The sequence below is a fragment of the Stutzerimonas kunmingensis genome (assembly GCF_032106285.1).
GTDB classification, from domain to species: Bacteria; Pseudomonadota; Gammaproteobacteria; order Pseudomonadales; family Pseudomonadaceae; genus Stutzerimonas; species Stutzerimonas kunmingensis_B.
Map to the genome: position 1 here is coordinate 51,663 of NZ_DAMCPO010000024.1, position 14,310 is coordinate 65,972.

The window sequence follows — 14,310 nt, forward strand, 5'->3', positions numbered from 1 at the left end:
GCGGGAGCCGTGAGGCTCCCGCCTGCTAACCCGATAGGTGTCAAATGGCAGGCGCAAAAGAGATTCGCAGCAAGATTGCGAGCATCAAAAGCACGCAGAAGATCACCAGCGCCATGGAAAAGGTGGCGGTCAGCAAGATGCGCAAGGCACAGATGCGCATGGCTGCCAGCCGCCCTTATGCGGAGCGGATCCGGCAGGTAATCGGCCATCTGGCCTTTGCCAACCCGGAATACCGTCATCCGTTCATGGTAGAGCGTCCGGTCAAGCGTGTCGGCTACATCGTCGTGTCGACCGATCGTGGTCTTTGCGGTGGCCTGAACATCAACCTGTTCAAGGTCCTGATCAAGAACATGAAGGAGTGGCACGATCAGAAGGTCGAAGTCGACCTCTGCGTGATCGGCAACAAGGGCGCGAGCTTCTTCCGCAGCTTCGGCGGCAACGTCGTCGCAGCGATCGGCAACCTCGGCGAAGAGCCGTCGATCAATGATCTGATCGGCAGCGTCAAGGTCATGCTGGACGGCTTCCACAATGGCCGTATCGATCGCTTGTACCTGGTATCCAACAAGTTCATCAACACCATGACCCAGAAGCCCACGGTCGACCAACTGCTGCCGCTGGCCGCAGACGAGAACGCCGAGCCGGTCAAGAAAGGTCAGTGGGACTACCTCTACGAGCCGGACGCCCAGCAGCTGCTGGATGCTCTGCTGGTACGGTTCATCGAGTCCCAGGCCTATCAGGCGGTGGTTGAGAACGGCGCAGCCGAACAGGCCGCGCGGATGATTGCCATGAAGAACGCAACCGACAACGCCGGTGAGCTGATCGGTGACCTGCAACTGGTCTACAACAAGGCCCGTCAGGCTGCGATCACTCAGGAAATTTCGGAAATCGTCGGCGGCGCTGCCGCGGTTTAAGAACGGTTCAAATATTCAGAGGAACCAAACATGAGTAGCGGACGTATCGTTCAAATCATCGGCGCCGTTATCGACGTGGAATTTCCGCGCGATGTGGTACCGAACGTCTATGACGCGCTGAAAGTTCAAGGCGCCGAGACCACCCTGGAAGTCCAGCAGCAGCTGGGCGACGGCATTGTCCGTACCATCGCCATGGGTTCGACCGAAGGCCTCAAGCGTGGCCTGGACGTCGTCAACACCGGCACCGGTATCTCCGTACCGGTCGGCAAGCAGACCCTGGGCCGCATCATGGACGTCCTGGGTAACCCCATCGACGAAGCCGGCCCGATCGGTGAAGAAGAGCGCTGGACCATCCACCGCGCTGCTCCGTCCTACGCAGAGCAGGCTGGCGGCAACGAGCTGCTGGAAACCGGCATCAAGGTTATCGACCTGGTTTGCCCGTTCGCCAAGGGCGGTAAGGTCGGTCTGTTCGGTGGTGCCGGTGTAGGCAAGACCGTAAACATGATGGAGCTGATCCGTAACATCGCGATGGAGCACAGCGGTTACTCCGTGTTCGCCGGTGTGGGTGAGCGTACTCGTGAAGGTAACGACTTCTATCACGAGATGAAGGACTCCAACGTTCTGGACAAGGTTGCCCTGGTTTACGGCCAGATGAACGAGCCGCCGGGAAACCGTCTGCGCGTTGCACTGACCGGCCTGACCATGGCCGAGAAGTTCCGTGACGAAGGTCGTGACGTTCTGCTTTTCGTCGACAACATCTACCGCTACACCCTGGCCGGTACCGAAGTATCCGCGCTGCTGGGTCGTATGCCTTCCGCGGTAGGTTATCAGCCGACTCTGGCCGAAGAGATGGGCGTTCTGCAGGAGCGTATCACCTCCACCAAGAACGGCTCGATCACCTCGGTACAGGCCGTATACGTACCTGCGGACGACCTGACCGACCCGAGCCCGGCGACCACCTTCGCCCACCTCGACGCCACCGTCGTACTGTCGCGTGACATCGCCTCCCTGGGTATCTACCCGGCGGTCGACCCGCTCGACTCGACTTCGCGTCAGCTGGATCCGCTGGTGATCGGCCAGGAGCATTACGACACCGCTCGCGGCGTTCAGTACGTGCTGCAGCGCTACAAAGAGCTGAAGGACATCATTGCGATCCTCGGTATGGACGAACTGTCCGAGACCGACAAGCAGCTGGTATCCCGCGCTCGTAAGATCCAGCGCTTCCTGTCTCAGCCGTTCTTCGTGGCCGAAGTCTTCACTGGCTCGCCAGGCAAGTACGTTCCGCTGAAGGAAACCATCCGTGGTTTCTCCGGCATCCTCAATGGCGACTACGACCATCTGCCGGAACAGGCGTTCTACATGGTCGGCAGCATCGACGAAGCCATCGAGAAAGCCAAGAAACTGTAACTGGCGCGCCCGTTCGCGGGCGCCAACCAGCCTGACCGGCAGCTGCTGGTCAGGCTGATTACCGAGGCATGAACATGGCTATGACAGTGCATTGCGACATCGTCAGTGCGGAAGAAGAGCTGTTCTCGGGGCTGGTGGAAATGGTCGTCGCCCACGGCAACCTGGGTGACATCGGCGTTCTGCCGGGTCACGCGCCGCTGCTGACTGATCTCAAGCCGGGTCCGGTTCGAGTGATCAAGCAGGGTGGTGACGAGGAGATCTTCTACATCTCCGGCGGCTTCATCGAAGTGCAGCCGAACATGGTGAAGGTTCTCGCCGATACCGCTACGCGCGCCAAGGACATCGACGAAGCTGCCGCTCAGGCTGCCGTCAAAGCTGCCGAGAAGGCCCTGCACGAGAAGGGCGCGGAGTTCGATTACGGCTCCGCCGCCGCTCGCCTGGCCGAGGCCGCAGCCCAGCTGCGAACCATCGAGGCAATGCGCAAGAAGTACGGCCGACACTGATCGGCAAGCGACTTCATCGCGCACGAGTAAAAGGGTAGCCTTGGCTACCCTTTTTCTTTTTCTGCCATTTGTCGGCGCTGATACCAGCTGCACTCTGACGTACGGGTGAGCTGACGGGCCGATACCGCTCAGGAATCGCTTCATGTCTCTCGATATCGTCATTCTCGCCGCTGGCCAGGGCACGCGCATGCGTTCGGCGCTGCCAAAGGTTCTGCATCCGGTCGCCGGAAAATCCATGCTCGGGCACGTGATCGACACCGCGCGCGCATTGCAGCCGAAAAGCATCCAGGTGGTTATTGGCCACGGTGCCGAGCAGGTGCGCCAGCGACTGGCCGGCGATGATCTCGCCTTCGTCGTTCAGGCCGAGCAGCTGGGAACCGGCCATGCTGTAGCCCAGGCGTTGCCGAATCTGTCGGCCGAGCGCGTGCTGATCCTTTACGGTGACGTACCACTGATCGAAGCCGACACCCTGCAGCGCCTGTTGCAGAAGGTCGGGCCGGAGCAGCTCGCGCTGCTGACGGTGAAGCTTGACGACCCAACCGGCTATGGACGCATCGTCCGCGACGCGCGCGGCGAAGTGCAGGCTATCGTCGAGCACAAGGATGCCAGCGACGAGCAGAAGGCGATCCGCGAGGGCAATACCGGGATTCTCGCCGTACCGGGCAGCCGTATCGGCGAATGGCTGGGTCGCCTGTCCAACAGCAATGCCCAGGGCGAGTACTACCTGACTGACGTCATCGCCATGGCTGTGGCCGACGGCCTGCGCGTGGCCACCGAGCAGCCGCTGGACGCTATGGAAGTGCAAGGTGCCAACGACCGTATCCAGCTGGCCGAGCTGGAACGCCATTACCAGCAGCGTGCCGCTCGTCGTTTGATGGCCCGGGGCGTGACGCTGCGCGACCCGGCACGTTTCGATCTGCGTGGCGAGGTGGAGGTCGGGCGAGACGTGCTGATCGACGTGAATGTGGTGCTCGAAGGCACGGTGGTCATCGAAGACGACGTGCAGATCGGACCGAACTGCGTGATCAAGGACAGCACGTTGCGTCGCGGTGCGATCGTCAAGGCCAACTCCCATCTTGAGGGTGCGGTAGTCGGCGAGAGTGCCGATTGCGGCCCGTTCGCGCGGCTGCGTCCAGGCAGCGTGCTCGGCGCCAAGGCGCATGTCGGCAACTTCGTCGAGCTGAAGAACGCGACCCTCGGTGATGGCGCCAAGGCCGGGCATCTCAGCTACCTCGGTGACGCCGAGATCGGCGCGCGGACCAATATCGGTGCCGGTACCATCACTTGCAACTACGATGGCGCCAACAAATTCAGGACGGTGATGGGCGAGGACGTTTTCATCGGCTCCAACAGTTCGCTGGTTGCACCGCTGAATCTCGGTGATGGTGCAACGACCGGCGCCGGTTCGACGATCACCGAGGACGTGCCGTCCCATACCCTGGGCCTCGGCCGCGGTCGCCAGCGCAATATCGAAGGCTGGCAGCGACCGAAGAAGCAGTCGTAGATCCGCGTTCGGCGCGGGATGCCGGCGTGCTTCCCGCTGTTGGTGGGTGACGCCGGATCGCCAGCAGCTTGCAGCCCGTAAGCACTTATGTTTTGATTCGCGCCGTTATCTTTCGAATCGAAACATATCTATGTCGAAGCGCAACACTCCACAACGTCGCCACGCGATCCTCGCCTTGCTCAACGAGCTCGGCGAGGTCAGTGTGGACGAGCTGTCGCGGCGCTTCGAAACCTCGGAAGTCACCATCCGCAAGGACCTCGCCGCACTCGAGAAGAACGGCCTGCTGCTGCGCCGTTACGGCGGGGCGGTACAGTTGCCACAGGAGCTGATCGGCGACAGCGTGCAGCCGGTGTCGCCCTGGAAGCAGGCAATTGCCGCCGCCGCGGTCGGCTGCATTCGCGAGCACGCGCGGGTCATCATCGACAGCGGCACCACCACGGCGGCGATGATTCCGCAACTGGGCCACAGACATGGCCTGGTGGTGATGACTAACTCGCTGAACGTGGCCAATGCCCTGCGTGAGCTGGAGCATGAACCGGTGCTGCTGATGACCGGCGGCACCTGGGATCCACATTCGGAGTCCTTTCAGGGCCAGGTCGCCGAGCAGGTGCTGCGCTCCTATGACTTCGACCAACTGTTCATCGGTGCCGATGGCATCGATCTGGAGCGGGGCACCACCACCTTCAACGAACTGCTAGGGTTGTCCCGAGTGATGGCCGACGTCGCGCGGGAAGTTATCGTGCTCGCCGAGGCCGACAAGATCGGTCGGCGCATCCCCAATCTTGAGCTGCCCTGGAGCAGCGTGCACACCCTGATCACCGATGAGCGCCTCAGCGACGAGGCGCGCAGCAGCATCCTGGCCCGCGGCGTCAAACTGATCTGCGTGGCCGTCGAAACCAATCTGGAGACCTGAGCATGTGTGGCATCGTTGGCGCCGTCGCCGAACGCAACATCACCGCGATCCTTCTCGAGGGCCTCAAGCGCCTGGAATACCGTGGCTATGACAGTGCCGGCGTTGCCGTGCTGGACGAGAACGGCACACTCGAGCGTCTGCGCCGTAATGGCAAGGTCGCCGAACTGGAGCAGGCTCAGCAACACACGCAGCTGGCCGGCCGCCTGGGCATTGCGCATACCCGCTGGGCAACCCATGGCGCGCCCTGCGAGCGCAATGCCCATCCGCATTTCTCCGGTGATGATCTGGCCGTGGTGCACAACGGCATCATCGAGAACCACGAGGCGCTGCGGGCTCAGCTCAAGGAGATGGGTTACGTATTCGTCTCGGATACCGACACCGAAGTCATCGTGCACCTGCTGCACCACAAGCTCGAATCGCTCGGCGACCTCACCGCTGCGCTGAAGGCGGCGATCAAGGAACTGCATGGCGCCTACGGACTGGCGGTGATCAGTGCGCGGCAACCGGATCGCCTGCTCGCCGCGCGCAGCGGCAGCCCGCTGGTGATCGGTCTGGGCCTGGGCGAAAACTTCCTCGCCTCGGACCAGCTGGCGCTGCGTCAGGTCACCGACCGTTTCATGTATCTGGAAGAGGGCGACATCGCCGAAATCCGCCGCGATGCGGTGCAGATCTGGGATGTCGACGGCCAGCCGGTGCAGCGCGAGGCCGTGCAGTACCACGAAGGTGCCGAGGCGGCGGACAAGGGCGAGTACCGCCACTTCATGCTCAAGGAGATTCACGAGCAGCCGAAGGTGGTGCAGCGCACTCTGGAAGGCCGGCTAGGCGATCATCAGGTCCTGGTGCAGGCGTTCGGACCGCAAGCCGCCGAGCTGTTCGCCAAAGTGCGCAATGTGCAGATCGTCGCCTGTGGCACCAGCTATCACGCCGGCATGGTCGCGCGTTACTGGCTGGAGGAACTGGCCGGCATACCCTGTCAGGTCGAGGTTGCCAGCGAATTCCGCTACCGCAAGGTGGTGGTGCAGCCGGACACCCTGTTCGTCACCATCTCCCAGTCCGGCGAGACGGCCGATTCGCTGGCAGCGCTGCGTAACGCCAAGGCGCGCTCCGAGCAGGAAGGTCGCTATCTGGCGAGCCTGGCGATCTGCAACGTCGGCATCAGTTCGCTGGTGCGCGAATCGGACCTGACCCTGCTCACCCAGGCCGGCCCGGAAATCGGCGTGGCTTCGACCAAGGCCTTCACCACCCAGCTGGTTGGTCTGCTGTTGCTGACGCTGTCGCTGGGCCAGGTCCGGGGCACGCTTTCCCCTGCGCTGGAGGCCGAACTGGTCGACGAGCTGCGCCGGCTGCCGACCCGCCTGGGCGAGGCGCTGGCGATGGACGCTACGGTGGAGAAGATTTCCGAGCACTTCGCCGAGAAGCATCACACCCTGTTCCTCGGCCGCGGCGCTCAGTATCCGGTGGCGATGGAGGGGGCGCTCAAGCTCAAGGAAATCTCCTACATCCATGCCGAGGCCTACCCGGCCGGTGAGCTCAAGCACGGCCCGCTGGCCCTGGTGGACGCCGACATGCCGGTGGTCACGGTGGCGCCGAACAACGAGTTGCTCGAGAAGCTCAAGTCCAACCTGCAGGAAGTGCGCGCCCGTGGTGGCGAGCTGATCGTCTTTGCCGATCGTGAAGCCGGGTTCGACAACGGTGAAGGGATCTTCGTGGTGAACATGCCGCATATCCACGATGCTCTGGCGCCGATCCTCTATACCCTGCCGCTGCAACTGCTGTCGTATTACGTTGCCGTGTTGCGCGGTACCGATGTCGACCAGCCACGCAACCTCGCCAAGTCCGTCACGGTGGAATGACCGGCAAACGCGCCAGAGAGCGTGTGGCTGCACGGAATAAAGATTGACACAATATAATAAAGTCTGACACAAGCTATTAAAGTCTGACACAATGCCTAAACCCCTGTATCTACAGGGGTTTTCCGTTTATGGGCTAAGCCGTTTGTCAGCGACCGCCACGTTAGATTTTAGTAGGAGTAGTCTGGAAAGCCCTTCGACATGGCTGCTTGGCAGCCCTGCGTTTTCCTAGAACTATACTTTTGCCGTCTGAGGGAACGGTCCGGACGGACTGAGGAGGGAGGGTGCGAGGTCGTAGGTTTGCTTCAAGTCAGGATATTGAACGGCACATTGCCAATGGTTTTGGAGCAGGTGCCGGAGCTGAGTACGTGCCTTGGCTGCGTGTTCAAGATGTTCCTTCAAGGGGTCGTTCCTGGAAAATCCCAGGCGTTAAGATTGACCGGATTCATCACCTCCTATCCGATCTTGAACGAGCGTACTTTTTACTCTCTGAGTTTTCAGAGGACGTAGTCGACATCCGCGAGCAATATCCCCTGCTGCCGTTGGAAAGCACCCAGGCTATAGCCAGAGCAATCGGTGTTCGGTACCCAAGGTACAGACCCACTTCTGTTCCTATGGTAATGACCACTGACTTTCTGCTGACCGTTCAGCAGCCAAACGGGGATCTCAAGTCGGTTGCTCGGACGATCAAATATCAGGAAGACCTTAAAGGTAGAGACTGTGCTCGAACTTTGGAGAAGTTGGATGTCGAGAGACGATTCTGGATCAGCCAAGGCGTTGATTGGAGCATCGTAACGGAGGAGCTATTTACGCCCGACTTAATCCAGAATCTTGGATTCCTTCGAAAATACGCAAAATTGCCTCGTGCCCTGATGGATGTCTCGCTGCATTCGGAATTTATCGAGATTCTTGAATCGGTAAGGATTTGCCCTTGGTCAACCTCAGAAAGCTTGAGAAAAATTGGCAACCGATTATCTATACCGTATAGCGAAGCTCGCGACATTTTCTTTAATTTGATCTGGCGGAAGATTATAAGACTCGACTTAAGCGGTGCGCCGTTACATCTTAAGTCGCCCTTACCAGATTTCAAAGTTGTTCCCGCCACCGAAATGATAAAACTTAGCGAGAGGTCGTCATGAATATTTCAGTCAATGATGTCTTCGAGCCGCTCACAGAACTCTCCGTGCTCTATACTACGGCGAGAGCACTTCACCTTGATGAAAAAAACGATGCACTGGTCATAATCGATCTGACTGAACCTCCCAGGAAGCCCTATTCCATTGGCCTGGAGGAGCTCAGGGCGTCATTGGCATCGGGCCATACAAAGCCTGTAGTTACGGCGGTGCCAGAATTTCTTTTGGTTTTGGAAGATGATCTAGACGAGAGTGCTAGGCGCGATAGGGACGAAAAATGGGCTTTGATTGCGCCACTTTTGGATCCGGCGTATCCAGGACAGATATTCTCTCAAGGCGAGATGGGCCGGCTGGTCGGAAATCGTGCTGCTGAGGTAGGCGTGCAGCGAAAGACGATCTATCGCCTGTTGTATAGATACTGGTTCTATGGCCAGGTAAGAAATGCGCTTCTAAAAAACTATTCTGCTGTAGGTGTTGGGAGTCGCAATTATTCCGTTGATAACCCGCCAGGACGAAAGCCTAAGTATCAAGGGGTGCTAGTCTCACGTGCCAAATTACTAAGCGAAATCGACAAACGATGCATTCGGCTGTCTTACGCACTTTATGCGCAGAACAAGACATCAACGATCCGCAGCGCTTACGACAAAATGCTGAGCAACTTCTACTCGGAAAAAGAGCTTTCAAAATACGCCGAGAATCGAGTTCGCTTGCTTCCTGAATCTGAGATTCCCACATTCAACCAGTTCGATTACTGGGGCAAGCAATTCTTTGATGAGATCGACACCGATCGTGGCCGTATGGGCATGAGGAGGTGGCTGAAGGACTGCCGCCCGTTGTCCGGTACCGTCCGCGATTGGCTTAGAGGGCCAGGTCATCAATTCGAAGTAGACGCGACCATTGCTGACATTTACTTGGTCAACAGCTACTCCCGACGGATGCTCATCGGGCGGCCCGTGGTGTACATCGTGGTTGACAGTTTCTCGGGGATGATTGTTGGCCTGTATGTCGGCCTTGAGGGGCCTAGCTGGAACGGGGCTCGACAGGCACTGTTCAACGCATTCACCTCCAAGGTGGAATTTTGCGCGCAGAACGGCGTGGATATCAGTCCTGAGGATTGGGATTGTCATCACCTGCCACATCAGATCTACTCCGATAGAGGTGAAATGTTGGGGTTAGCAGCTGAGGGTCTCGCGGCTGGCCTGGGTATCGATATGGGGACGGCTCCTCCGTATCGACCGGATTGGAAGCCCATGGTCGAGAGCCGCTTCGGCATCCTGAATGACTTGACCGGTATTAGGTGGCTCCCCGGCGGGGTTGCGGCCCGAGAGAAGGAGCGCGGCGAGCGTGATTATCGGCTCGATGCGACGCTGACTCTGAAGGAGTTCACCCAGATCATGATCGAGTGCATTCTTCACTACAACCGTCATCACCGGCAGCCTGATCGGCTCACCCAAGCGATGATGAACGTTGGCGTTCAACCCACCCCGATGGAGATCTGGAGGTGGGCTTTGGAAAATGACCTTATCCAGGCTAACAAGCGTCCTGACGAGCTGATTTATCTCAACTTGCTGCCTCGAGAGCGAGCCACCGTCCAGAAGGGGGGAGTTTTGTTCCGCGGTATGCATTACTCCTGCGAGATGGCTGTCCAGGAAAACTGGTTCGCAAAAGCGCGTCGCAATGGCGTTTGGTCTATTGATTGCTGGTTTGATCCGAACTCCGCAGCGCACATCTGGATCAAGGGCGAGAACAAGGAATTCCTGCGCTGCGACCTCAGACGGTCGGATGCCAAGTATGCAAATTATCGTTCGGACGAGATCTACGATCTTCTGGAGGCCTATCGGCAGATGCCTCCGGCTCATAAGCGCGCTGAACTCGAAAGCCGAGTGGGCTTGGCCGACACCGTGGGGCAAATTATCAGTAATGCATTGGCCGAGCGGAAGCTTGAACCAGCTGCTAGCACCAAGGCTGAAGCGGTATCGAACATACGCGAGAATCGTGTTGAAGAGCGACTGCTTGAGCGTGAGAACGCTACTGTTCCAGACGGCGTACGCGCAGAACCCGTTCAACCTGATGCGCAGGGTCCCGCCATTGCCCGAGATTCGTACGCTGGACCGCGTACCGCGCAGGTTATCGACTTGCTCAACAGAGTTCGACCGGGGCAGACTAAATGAGAGGTGCCAAAGCTCTTGCGAGCTATACGAAGCAAGTCATCACTGAATACGCTGGAAACCCGCTGATCGAAGCGCTGCCTCCTATTCTTGACGAAACGGCGGCTGCCGAGCTGATATCTAATTTTCCCCAGCCGGTAACTCCTGAAGAGCTTGAGCTCGACGGGGCAACGCGGATTCACTGTATTGATCGCTTGAGGACGGTCGTGCAGCCGTTTCTGCTGCATTTGGAACTAGAGTCCCTGTTATCTCTGCTGATCCGCCGCGGATATGTTGGCCGTAATCCAACTAGTGCCTCAACTGTCAGGCACCTTCATTCCTTGTCAGGGGCTCAGCGCTATCACGATGCTTTCAAATCAACAGCTGACACCTTCAGCGTTGTGGGCCTGAGTGGTATTGGGAAGTCCACTGCACTGCATGCCATTTTAAGCCTGTACCCTCAGACGATCCGGCATGAGCATTATGAGGGCCAGCAATTCGTCCACACCCAGATCACCTGGCTCAAGCTTGATTGTCCACGAGATGGCTCGTTGGCTGGTTTTTGTCAGCAGTTCTTCCACGCGGTCGGCCAAGCACTGGGCGACAAGGACTACCACAAGCGCCATCGGCATCGAAACATCAACGATGCGCTTCAGCAGATGGAACAGGTAGCCAGCACGTTTTTTATCGGCGCCTTGCTCATTGATGAGCTGCAGAACCTTCACCTGGCCAAGACCGGGGGTAAGGAAAGCATGCTGAATTTCTTCCTTCACTTGGTGAACAACATCGGTATCCCGGTCGTGTTCATAGGGACGAATTCGATGATCAGCCTGTTCTCGGACGTAATGCGTGTCGCCAGGCGCAGTTGCGGTGGGGGGATGATAGAGTTCAAGCGCTTCGAGAAGGAGGATGACGAGTGGCGTTTTCTGGTCGAGAACCTTTGGAGCTATCAGTGGTGCAAGCAGACGGCTGAACTGACACCGGAGATTTTTGAAGCGCTGTACGAGCACACCCAGGGAGTGACCGACTTCCTGGTTAAGTTATTGGTGCTGAGCCAGCGCTATGCCATTCAGAGCGGCTCCGAGCGTGTGACTGCCGAGACGATCGTCAAAGTAAGCAATTCCAAGATGCAAATACTCAGGCCAGCGCTATCAGCTCTGCGTAGTCGTGATCTTAATCGCATGCGCAAGTTCGACGACCTGCTTCCCATAGAGGAGCAGCTGATGGAAATGATGGCGTTCAGTGGGCTTGGGCGAGCTGACCGTCTTGCTTTGCTTCGAGGTGTCACCCCTCCTGCACGCGCAAACACTGCAGTACCAGAAGCCGCTGTTAAGAAAGCCGGTACGCCTGTAGCAGTCGCCGTTGAGGCGTCGCAAGCAAAGGCGTTCAGTGAGCATCCTGACACCCTTGCAGAGTTGAAGTCAGCTGGCTGGGTCACCAAGGATATCTTCGAGTTCTCGCCGACCTACCGTCGATCATGATTCGAGGGTCGCGTAATGGAACTGAAATTCCATTTCTTCCCTGCAGCACTACCCGACGAGACGCTACACAGCGTTCTCTCTCGCTATGCTCGGCTTTGTGGCGGGCATAGCCGCAAAGCTGCGTTCACCGGCAACAGAGCTGCGGTCTCGTTCACGCAAAATGTAGCGTTTCCCTGTCGGTTGGATGATTTGGCCGAGTTGCTTCCCCCAGGCACAGATCTCTCGGTATCCAAAATCATCACGCGCCATACCGTTCTGCCCTATTACGCGCCTTTTCTCACCGATGAGCAGATGCAGCATGCCCGCACCTCAATGGCCGGGGACGGCAAGTGGCTAATGCTGAAACTAGGAATCAATGCCAGTCGGATCGAAGGAGCTTCGAGGGTACGGTTCTGTCCGGCCTGCCTCAATGAGGACGTCGTTCGGGTTGGAGCAGCGTACTGGCACCGCGTTCACCAGCTTCCCGGTGTGTTGGTATGCCCTCACCACGGCGATTCGCTCAGGACGGTGGATCCGAGCTGGTATAGCCGTAATTCATGGCAGCTCCACCTGCCTGACGATGCCGAAGTACAAGCTCATTCACATCAGGTCACTGTTGGTCTGGAGGCTTTTCCAACGCTGCATCAGATCGCGCTACGATCGATGCAATTGCTTACGCTAGACCTCGATCCCCTTTCACCCATTGCCTTGCGCGCTTGCCTGATGCGGAGAGCTGCTGAGTCAGGCCTAACCCGGGGTAAATCGCAGCGGCTGGATCTATGCCGTTTGGCCGCACATATGGACGGCGTTTTCAACGCTCTGCCTGCAGCTTGGGAATACTCGATTCTCGGAGATTCACCCTCAGATCTGCCCGCGACTTGGGTCACCAAGCTGCTACGGAGGCCAAGGCATACGCATCATCCACTCAAATACATTGTGCTGGCCACCGCCCTGGGGGTTGATCTGGCTCATCTCCAGTGCAGCGACAAGCCATCAACGCAAGCTGTTAAGCGACCATCGCCAACTGGTGTTGGCTATCCAAAAGCGAAGCTTTCTGAGGTCCTGCTAGATGGACTGGAAGGCTTGCCTGCTGCGGTTTGGAAACTAGCTATTGCCGGGTGCGAGGCTCGGCAGATCGCCTCTGCGCTTGGAGTCACCCGAGTGTATGTTTATCGAACCATCCGTGCCGTCAACGGCGGTTCGCAGGCCTGGAGAGATGCAAGATTTCAAAGCGAGCGTCTCAGGCGCCGAGCAACCTTCGAGGTTGAATATGGGGGCCTGCTAGCTCACCAATGCAAAGGATACATGTGGCTGTATCGTTGTGATCGACCCTGGCTCTCAGGCTACATCGCCAAACATGCGGGTGCTCATACAAACCGCGTTGATAACACTGATACATTCGCTACTCTCGATGCGAAACTTGCTGAACAGATCAGGTGCTATGCACAGCGCCTTCTAACCGCGTCGGGTAAGCCTGTCTTGATCTCGCGCGCTAGGATAGGGCGGGATCTACATGTCCTCTCACGTCTTGAGAAACAGCTCTCCAAGCTACCTCTGTGTGCCCTGGCATTGGAGCAGGCGTGTGAGTCTATCGAGCAGTTTCACGTTCGGCGCCTACAGTGGGCCAAGGCGAAGCTGGAAGACGAGCAGCGAAGCGTAACTCGATCAGCGTTGTATCGAACTGCTTGCATCAGGCCGTAGTCATGTTTCCTCTGGGCGGAAACTATTCCACTTTTTCGTGCATATTTCTAATAAAGTGTGAGCCTCCGTATGACATTTTTTTGGGTGTAGCCCGCGATATTGCTAACGTAACCTGATTTATATCAGCTAATTGCTTTGCAAAAAAAATGTGTGGGAGTGCCGAATTGATACAGCGCTCGTCCGCCATATATTTTCAATATCCCTGCCTGAAACACGATATGGTGTGTTAGAAATACACCGCACTGCAGAGTGCGTGTACTTTCAAGTCTTATATCTCTAGCTAATATCCATGTCTGATCTGCTATTTTTTCCCATGTCCATGCCGGACGAGATGTTGCATTCTCGTATCACGCGCTACCACTTCCTGTCAGGTAACAGAACTGCAGCTGAAACTTTCCGGGATCTGTTTGGGTCCGCGCCGTTCAGCGTAGGGATTCTGCCAAAGCAGATTGAAGTGCTTGCTACCAGACTACCTGGTGACACAGAGAGCAATCTCGACGATCTGATCAGCACGAATACTATGTTTCCAGCATACAGGCCTTTTCTGGGGCTAGGCCAAGGCGTGGAAAATGCTCCTACAGGCTCCAGTATATCGGGGGTGGCTCGTATTCCCCGTCGTGAGGCAGCTGTCCACGGTAAGGCTAAGCTCTGCTACACCTGCGTGCAGCAGGATCTGCTTGAAACGGGCTATGCATACTGGCATCGCTCACACCATTTGCCAGGTGTGTCGTAAGCGTTCATTCCAAGACATCCTGCCATCCCGCTGACTTCCGCCCTAGAG

The 14,310-nt window shown here is 57.7% G+C and carries 11 protein-coding genes; all 11 read left to right on the forward strand.

What is annotated here, in order from left to right; translation table 11 throughout:
• Nucleotides 1-44: 44 nt before the first annotated feature.
• The 11 genes from atpG (at nt 45) to RT582_RS17715 (ending at nt 14,262) form a co-directional block, all read left to right on the forward strand.
• Complete coding sequence (gene atpG / locus RT582_RS17665; RefSeq protein ID WP_014822269.1) at nt 45-911, forward strand: F0F1 ATP synthase subunit gamma; 867 nt, start codon at nt 45-47, stop codon at nt 909-911.
• 30 nt (nt 912-941) lie between these two features.
• Nucleotides 942-2,318, forward strand: coding sequence for a F0F1 ATP synthase subunit beta (gene atpD / locus RT582_RS17670; RefSeq protein WP_003303688.1), 1,377 nt, complete (start codon nt 942-944; stop codon nt 2,316-2,318).
• Nucleotides 2,319-2,392: 74 nt separating this feature from the next.
• Nucleotides 2,393-2,821, forward strand: coding sequence for a F0F1 ATP synthase subunit epsilon (locus RT582_RS17675; protein WP_003303687.1), 429 nt, complete (start codon nt 2,393-2,395; stop codon nt 2,819-2,821).
• Nucleotides 2,822-2,963: 142 nt separating this feature from the next.
• A complete protein-coding gene (gene glmU, locus RT582_RS17680) occupies nt 2,964-4,325 on the forward strand; it encodes a bifunctional UDP-N-acetylglucosamine diphosphorylase/glucosamine-1-phosphate N-acetyltransferase GlmU (RefSeq protein ID WP_313478896.1) in 1,362 nt (453 codons plus the stop codon).
• A gap of 130 nt (nt 4,326-4,455) precedes the next feature.
• Nucleotides 4,456-5,238: a DeoR/GlpR family DNA-binding transcription regulator gene (locus RT582_RS17685; protein WP_023446459.1), complete on the forward strand. Its 783-nt coding sequence runs from the start codon at nt 4,456-4,458 to the stop codon at nt 5,236-5,238.
• A gap of 2 nt (nt 5,239-5,240) precedes the next feature.
• A complete protein-coding gene (glmS, locus tag RT582_RS17690; protein WP_313478898.1) occupies nt 5,241-7,091 on the forward strand; it encodes a glutamine--fructose-6-phosphate transaminase (isomerizing) in 1,851 nt (616 codons plus the stop codon).
• 281 nt (nt 7,092-7,372) lie between these two features.
• Nucleotides 7,373-8,227 carry a TnsA endonuclease N-terminal domain-containing protein gene (locus RT582_RS17695; protein ID WP_042925935.1) on the forward strand — a complete coding sequence of 285 codons (855 nt, stop codon included), beginning with the start codon at nt 7,373-7,375 and terminating at the stop codon, nt 8,225-8,227.
• Nucleotides 8,224-10,392 (forward strand): Mu transposase C-terminal domain-containing protein, encoded by a 2,169-nt coding sequence (locus RT582_RS17700; RefSeq protein WP_313478903.1) that lies wholly within the window; start codon nt 8,224-8,226, stop codon nt 10,390-10,392. Before RT582_RS17695 ends, RT582_RS17700 begins: the two co-directional genes overlap by 4 nt.
• Nucleotides 10,389-11,849, forward strand: coding sequence for an ATP-binding protein (locus RT582_RS17705; RefSeq protein ID WP_042925938.1), 1,461 nt, complete (start codon nt 10,389-10,391; stop codon nt 11,847-11,849). Before RT582_RS17700 ends, RT582_RS17705 begins: the two co-directional genes overlap by 4 nt.
• A gap of 15 nt (nt 11,850-11,864) precedes the next feature.
• A complete protein-coding gene (locus RT582_RS17710) occupies nt 11,865-13,529 on the forward strand; it encodes a TnsD family Tn7-like transposition protein (RefSeq protein WP_042925940.1) in 1,665 nt (554 codons plus the stop codon).
• 289 nt (nt 13,530-13,818) lie between these two features.
• Nucleotides 13,819-14,262, forward strand: coding sequence for a TniQ family protein (locus tag RT582_RS17715; RefSeq protein ID WP_313478906.1), 444 nt, complete (start codon nt 13,819-13,821; stop codon nt 14,260-14,262).
• Nucleotides 14,263-14,310: the final 48 nt, after the last annotated feature.